A 5,193-nucleotide genomic window follows, 5' to 3' on the forward strand; every position below is an offset into this window, starting at 1 on the left:
TGCAATAATAATTCCATCCTCAAAAGAACCAAGTGTGGCCGTCAAGAAAGGATTCATTCGTAATCCCTCATGATAAATAATCCTCTCGATATACCTGGTGATGTTATTAGCTTTACTAATCGCTAATCCTAATGTGTGTGGATGAATATTCCTCCATTTTCCAGATATATCTAAAACTCCCATTAACTCATGTGAAAACGGATTCAATATAGGGGCCGCCGCACAAATCCAATCCTGCCATCCCGTACAAAAATGTTCAGTAAATAAAATCTGCACGGGCATCTTATTTTTTATAACCGTACCTATAGCGTTCGTTCCAGCAACTTCTTCACTCCAGACCGACCCTGGAAGAAAATTTATTTTCTCCGCTCTTCTTAAAATTTCACGATCTCCATACATATCCAATAAAAGCCCATTTTTATCGCTAATTGTTATTATAGTTCCCGATCCCTCTAGAGATTCTGCCAGGAATTTCATATCCGGTCTGGCGTAATGAAGAAGTTTATCATTTTTTTCCTGAAATAAACTTAGTTCATCATTTCCAATGCTTTCCTCAACCTGCTTCTGCAAAGGGTTCACTCCGAATTTCTTCGATCTTTCCCAGGAAGCAATAATTTCTGAACGAAGTAGAGATTCAGGCTTTATTCCCTCTTCAATATATTTTACCCATGCGGTTTGGATGCCGGAGATTAAATTGGACGACTCAGGCCGTGGTAATCCTTTATAAATGAACTTCGTATCCATAGCACCCTCCCTATAAGGCCGATAATTCTAAATATTCGATTAAATTATAAATGATGTTACCTTTCAAATTCAATATAAACCACCTGGACTCTTGCAGTTTTTTAATTTGACTCTAGAAAGGGCATAGGGGTAGTGTGGATATCGCAAATGTAAAATAAAGTGTACGTTCGTTGTTCTTTTAGAATTTTCTCCTTCTAGGTTCGCTTTTACTCGTGAAAAAAGACGGAAATATGTTGAAGAACGATAAGCATTACCTTAAGCCACCTGTATATACAGGTGGCTTATTTGTTTACCCGGTGTCTACTATCCTTTGAATCCCTATACTCCCGGATTCATTGTCCGCCGTTCGCGTTAGCGCAGCGCCCCGAAATCCACTTTCGGCACGAGTCCTTCTTGCGCGGCCCGGCTAAGCAGAGCGGTTACCGCCGCATATCCGTCCTCGCCCAAATCCGCAGTGAACTTGTTCACGTATAGGTCAATGTGCGCCTGTGCTACCTCAGAAGCCAACTCTTGCGCGTGATACATCACGTAATCCCGGGATGCTTCCGGGTTTGCCCATGCGTATTCGACCGACGTACGAATCCATCCGGCAATTGCCTCCAGATCGAGTGACCGGCGGGCGATGATGGCTCCCAGCGGAATCGGCAGATTGGTGTCGGCTTCCCACCAGTTCCCCAGGTCAGCCAACATATTTAGCCCGTACGTGTGATAGGTAAAGCGCGCCTCGTGGATTACCAGCCCGGCATCAACCAGACCATAGCGCACTGCCGGCATAATTTCGTGAAACGGCATAATCACAATTTCGCCCACGCCTTCTGGTACATGCTGGGCTGCCCACAGCCGGAACAGCAGGTAGGCGGTCGATCGCTCACTCGGTACCGCAACCCGTCGGCCGGCCAGCGCCGCTGGCTCCGTACTGTTTTTCGTCAATATCAGCGGTCCACAGCCTCTGCCCAACGCTCCCCCGCAGGGAAGCAGTGCGTACTCGGACAGCACCCACGGCAAAGCCGCATACGAAATTTTGAGCACGTCAGGCCCGTTGGAGCTGGCCGCCAGACTGTTGGTAATATCGATGTCCGCGTATGTAACGTCGAGCTTTGGCGCGTCAGGTATCAACCCGTGTACCCAGGCATGGAAAACAAAAGTATCATTAGGACAAGGAGAAAAGGCAATTCTCATCATAACACCTCCGATAATATTGAACTCGCTGCTTCTAGTATGTTTAGCGCTTCTTCGATACGCCAGGCGGCCCGGTCACGCGGACCGACCGGGTTCGAAATCGCACGGATTTCCAGGACCGGTACGCCGCGGTTACGGGCTGCCGTAGCCACGCCATATCCCTCCATCGCCTCAGCAGCCGCTCCCGGCACCCGTGAGGCCAGCTCTAAGGCGGTCGCAGCAGTACCCGTTACAGTTGATACACTGAGCACCGGTCCGGTCGTGGCCGGAAGTCCAGCCGCATACAGCGCCTCCGTCACCCGGGTCGTCAGGTCAGTGTCAACCGGAACGCGGGTGGAGCCGAACCCCAGCTCGTCCAGGCTGCAGAAACCTTCCGGCGTCTGCGCTCCCAGGTCGGCGGCAACGATCTCGCTCGCCACCACCAGAGAGCCTACTTCGGCCCGACCGGCAAAGCCGCCACCGATTCCGGCACTCACTACCAAGCCGTACTCGGCAGATGCCAACACGGTCGCTGTGCTGGCTGCAGCCGCTGCCGGGCCGACGCCCGCCACCACCACGTCAAATCTACTGGCGCCACGGAGTCCACGCAGCACCGCGTCCCTCTCAGCCGGGACAGAGGTCATCACGAGTACTCGCATTCCTGGCTCCGGCTGATTGGATTTTGAGCCGGCAGATGTTTCCGTATTTACATGAACGTTCACTTTACAATCCCCTTTATTTAAATGATCCACACGGTTCGTTCGGCAAGGCTCCTCATATCGTTTCCAAACAACGCCCATATTCAAAGTTAGCTTTATTTTCCCTCCATGTAAAGAGGAATGCTTCGGACAGCGATGTCCCATACAACTTTAACAGGATAAAAAGGAGCAGAAACAAACCGATTGTTATATAGAAACTGAATATTTAAGCTGAAAAACAGAAAGAGCCTCTTATCGCTTTCGACAAGAGACTCTTCAAAAAACGGCAATCATTTGTTTTTACATACCCGGTTTGAACGTTTTACAGTCGGTTTCTTCTGTAGTGGAAGCTTGCTTACCTTTGTGACTGACTACGTAAATCTCATCCGCATTGCATTTGTTTCCCTGGGCCCAATAAGTACAGTTGTTTACTTCGCATAGTACGTCCTTTGCCATAAAAACACCTCCTTTCTTTTAGTTATCATAGCCAAAGAAAAATTAAACCAGTCCTTACAATGGCCAAGGTAAAAAAATTGAGCGGAATACGATGAAAAGCCGCTGGATTTAATTCAAAATATTTTATATACAATGAATAGTAAGATTTGATATGATATTTATGAATCTTCCTGGAGGACTCGGATATAAAGGAGATAAACACACACTGAATTTTTATGGAAGCGCTATCAATCAGAAAATCCGATACGCTTAACGGAGAAACGGGCTGGCTGGACAGAGTAATTCTCATGCAGCCGAAATAACCCATCGACACCTTACTATAGCAGAATAGACAAATCCTCATACAAAGCAAATCAAAAAAATAAAATACATTGCAAAAAGAGGTGGATGAAGCAAATGATGAATGTTCAATTAACGGTTGGCTCTTTGCTGGAAAGGGCGGAAAAATATTTTCCGAAAAAGGAGGTTATATCCAGAACATCCTCAGGCATTTCCCGATTTACCTATGCCCAGATAGGAAAACGGGCACGTCGCTTGTCCAGTGCGCTTCAGAGGCTGGGAGTTCAGCGTGGAGAGCGCGTCGGGACTCTTGCCTGGAACCATCATCGTCATCTAGAGGTCTACTTTGCTGCACCGGGTATGGGAGCCGTATTGCACACGATAAACATCCGCCTTTCCCCTGAACATATCGTCTATATCGTGAATCATGCAGAAGATAAGGTTTTAATTGTAGATGAGGATCTTTTGCCGTTGGTGGAACAAATCAAGAGTCAATTAAAAACAGTTGAGGCTTTTGTGGTGATGACTGATAAAGACGATGTTCCATCATCAACCCTGGAGCCGCTTTATTCCTATGAACATTTGTTGGCCGATGGAGACCCTGAATTTAGTTTTGTGAAGGACATTGATGAAAACGCTCCTGCCGGAATGTGCTATACTTCGGCTACTACTGGAAATCCAAAAGGAGTGGTGTATTCCCACCGCGGCATTGTTCTGCATAGCATGGCTCTGGGGTTGGCGGACGCAGCCGCAATCTCGGAATCCGATGTTGCGATGCCTGTTGTCCCCATGTTTCATGCAAATGCCTGGGGACTGCCATTTGCCTCCACCTGGTTCGGAACGACACAGGTGCTGCCGGGACCGCAGTTTACACCGAAGATACTGGCCCAATTCATCGAACTGGAGAAGGTCACGATCACGGCGGGAGTTCCGACAATTTGGCTCGCATTGTTAAAAGAACTGGAAGAAGGAAATTATGAGACGGGTAGTCTCCGTGCGATATTATGCGGGGGTTCTGCCGCTCCGCGCGGAATGATCAAAACGTACGAATCCAAATATAAGATCCCTTTTCTGCACGCTTACGGCCTGACAGAAACAAGCCCTATTGTGACTCTTTCCCGTTTGAAAAGCTATCAGCAAGACTTACCTGAGGAAGATAAGCTGGATATTCGTTCAAAGCAGGGATTGGTAATGCCCGGCTTAGAAATAAAGGTTATAGGAGACGATGGTGAAGTCCAGTGGAACGGAGAAGAAATGGGCGAACTTCTTGTTCGGGGCCCATGGATAGCTGATGAATATTACCTTGATGAACGGACGAAGGATGCCTTTAAAGACGGTTGGCTCCATACAGGAGATGTGGCAACGATTGATGAAGAAGGTGTGGTCAAACTGGTCGATCGCACGAAGGATTTAATCAAAAGCGGAGGAGAATGGATTTCTTCTGTTGATTTAGAAAACGCTTTAATGGCGCATGAAGCCGTTTTTGAGGCAGCCGTTGTGGCCGTTCCCCATCCAAAATGGCAGGAACGACCGGTAGCTTGCGTCGTCCTAAAGGAAGGGTACAAAGCGACGGTAAGCAAAAAAGATTTAATGGAATTCCTTGCTCCTCAGTTTGCTAAATGGTGGTTGCCGGACGATATTGTGATAATGGATGAGATCCCAAAAACCTCTGTAGGTAAGTTTCTTAAGCGAACCCTGCGCGAACAGCTAAAGGAACATCTGGCCTAATTGAAGTAAACAGTATCTGCCGCGTCAACTGATAGGTCGATAGAAATGAATTTGAATAAAACGGAAAATTTATAGATTAGCCGAGAACACTCGTGACTTCAGTCATGAGATAAATCGGCTTCGGACAAGG

5 protein-coding genes are annotated in these 5,193 nt (G+C 47.5%); 1 reads left to right on the forward strand and 4 read right to left on the reverse strand.

What is annotated here, in order from left to right:
• The 4 genes from ADA01nite_RS21145 to ADA01nite_RS21160 form a co-directional block, all read right to left on the reverse strand.
• The coding region (locus ADA01nite_RS21145; protein WP_503826261.1) for a sigma-54-dependent transcriptional regulator family protein at nucleotides 1-744 on the reverse strand (744 nt) is incomplete at its 3' end.
• A gap of 351 nt (nucleotides 745-1,095) precedes the next feature.
• Complete coding sequence (locus tag ADA01nite_RS21150) at nucleotides 1,096-1,923, reverse strand: 1,4-dihydroxy-6-naphtoate synthase (RefSeq protein ID WP_146812417.1); 828 nt, start codon at nucleotides 1,921-1,923, stop codon at nucleotides 1,096-1,098.
• Nucleotides 1,923-2,624, reverse strand: a complete 702-nt coding sequence (locus ADA01nite_RS21155; RefSeq protein WP_371863589.1) for a futalosine hydrolase — start codon at nucleotides 2,622-2,624, stop codon at nucleotides 1,923-1,925. The genes ADA01nite_RS21150 and ADA01nite_RS21155 overlap by 1 nt, the downstream gene beginning before the upstream one ends.
• A gap of 276 nt (nucleotides 2,625-2,900) precedes the next feature.
• A complete protein-coding gene (locus tag ADA01nite_RS21160; protein WP_146812415.1) occupies nucleotides 2,901-3,056 on the reverse strand; it encodes a DUF1540 domain-containing protein in 156 nt (51 codons plus the stop codon).
• 396 nt (nucleotides 3,057-3,452) lie between these two features.
• On the opposite strand from ADA01nite_RS21160, the gene ADA01nite_RS21165 reads away from it, so the two are divergent.
• Complete coding sequence (locus tag ADA01nite_RS21165) at nucleotides 3,453-5,063, forward strand: long-chain fatty acid--CoA ligase (protein ID WP_146812416.1); 1,611 nt, start codon at nucleotides 3,453-3,455, stop codon at nucleotides 5,061-5,063.
• The last annotated feature ends 130 nt before the right edge of the window (nucleotides 5,064-5,193 follow it).

The organism is Aneurinibacillus danicus, assembly GCF_007991215.1.
GTDB lineage: Bacteria > Bacillota > Bacilli > Aneurinibacillales > Aneurinibacillaceae > Aneurinibacillus > Aneurinibacillus danicus.

What these genes read in the sequence shown, in the direction of transcription:
- ADA01nite_RS21150 (WP_146812417.1), bottom strand. Translation starts at nt 1,923, where the DNA reads ATGAGAATTGCCTTTTCTCCTTGTCCTAATGATACTTTTGTTTTCCAT.
- ADA01nite_RS21160 (WP_146812415.1), bottom strand. Translation starts at nt 3,056, where the DNA reads ATGGCAAAGGACGTACTATGCGAAGTAAACAACTGTACTTATTGGGCC.
- ADA01nite_RS21165 (WP_146812416.1), top strand. Translation starts at nt 3,453, where the DNA reads ATGATGAATGTTCAATTAACGGTTGGCTCTTTGCTGGAAAGGGCGGAA.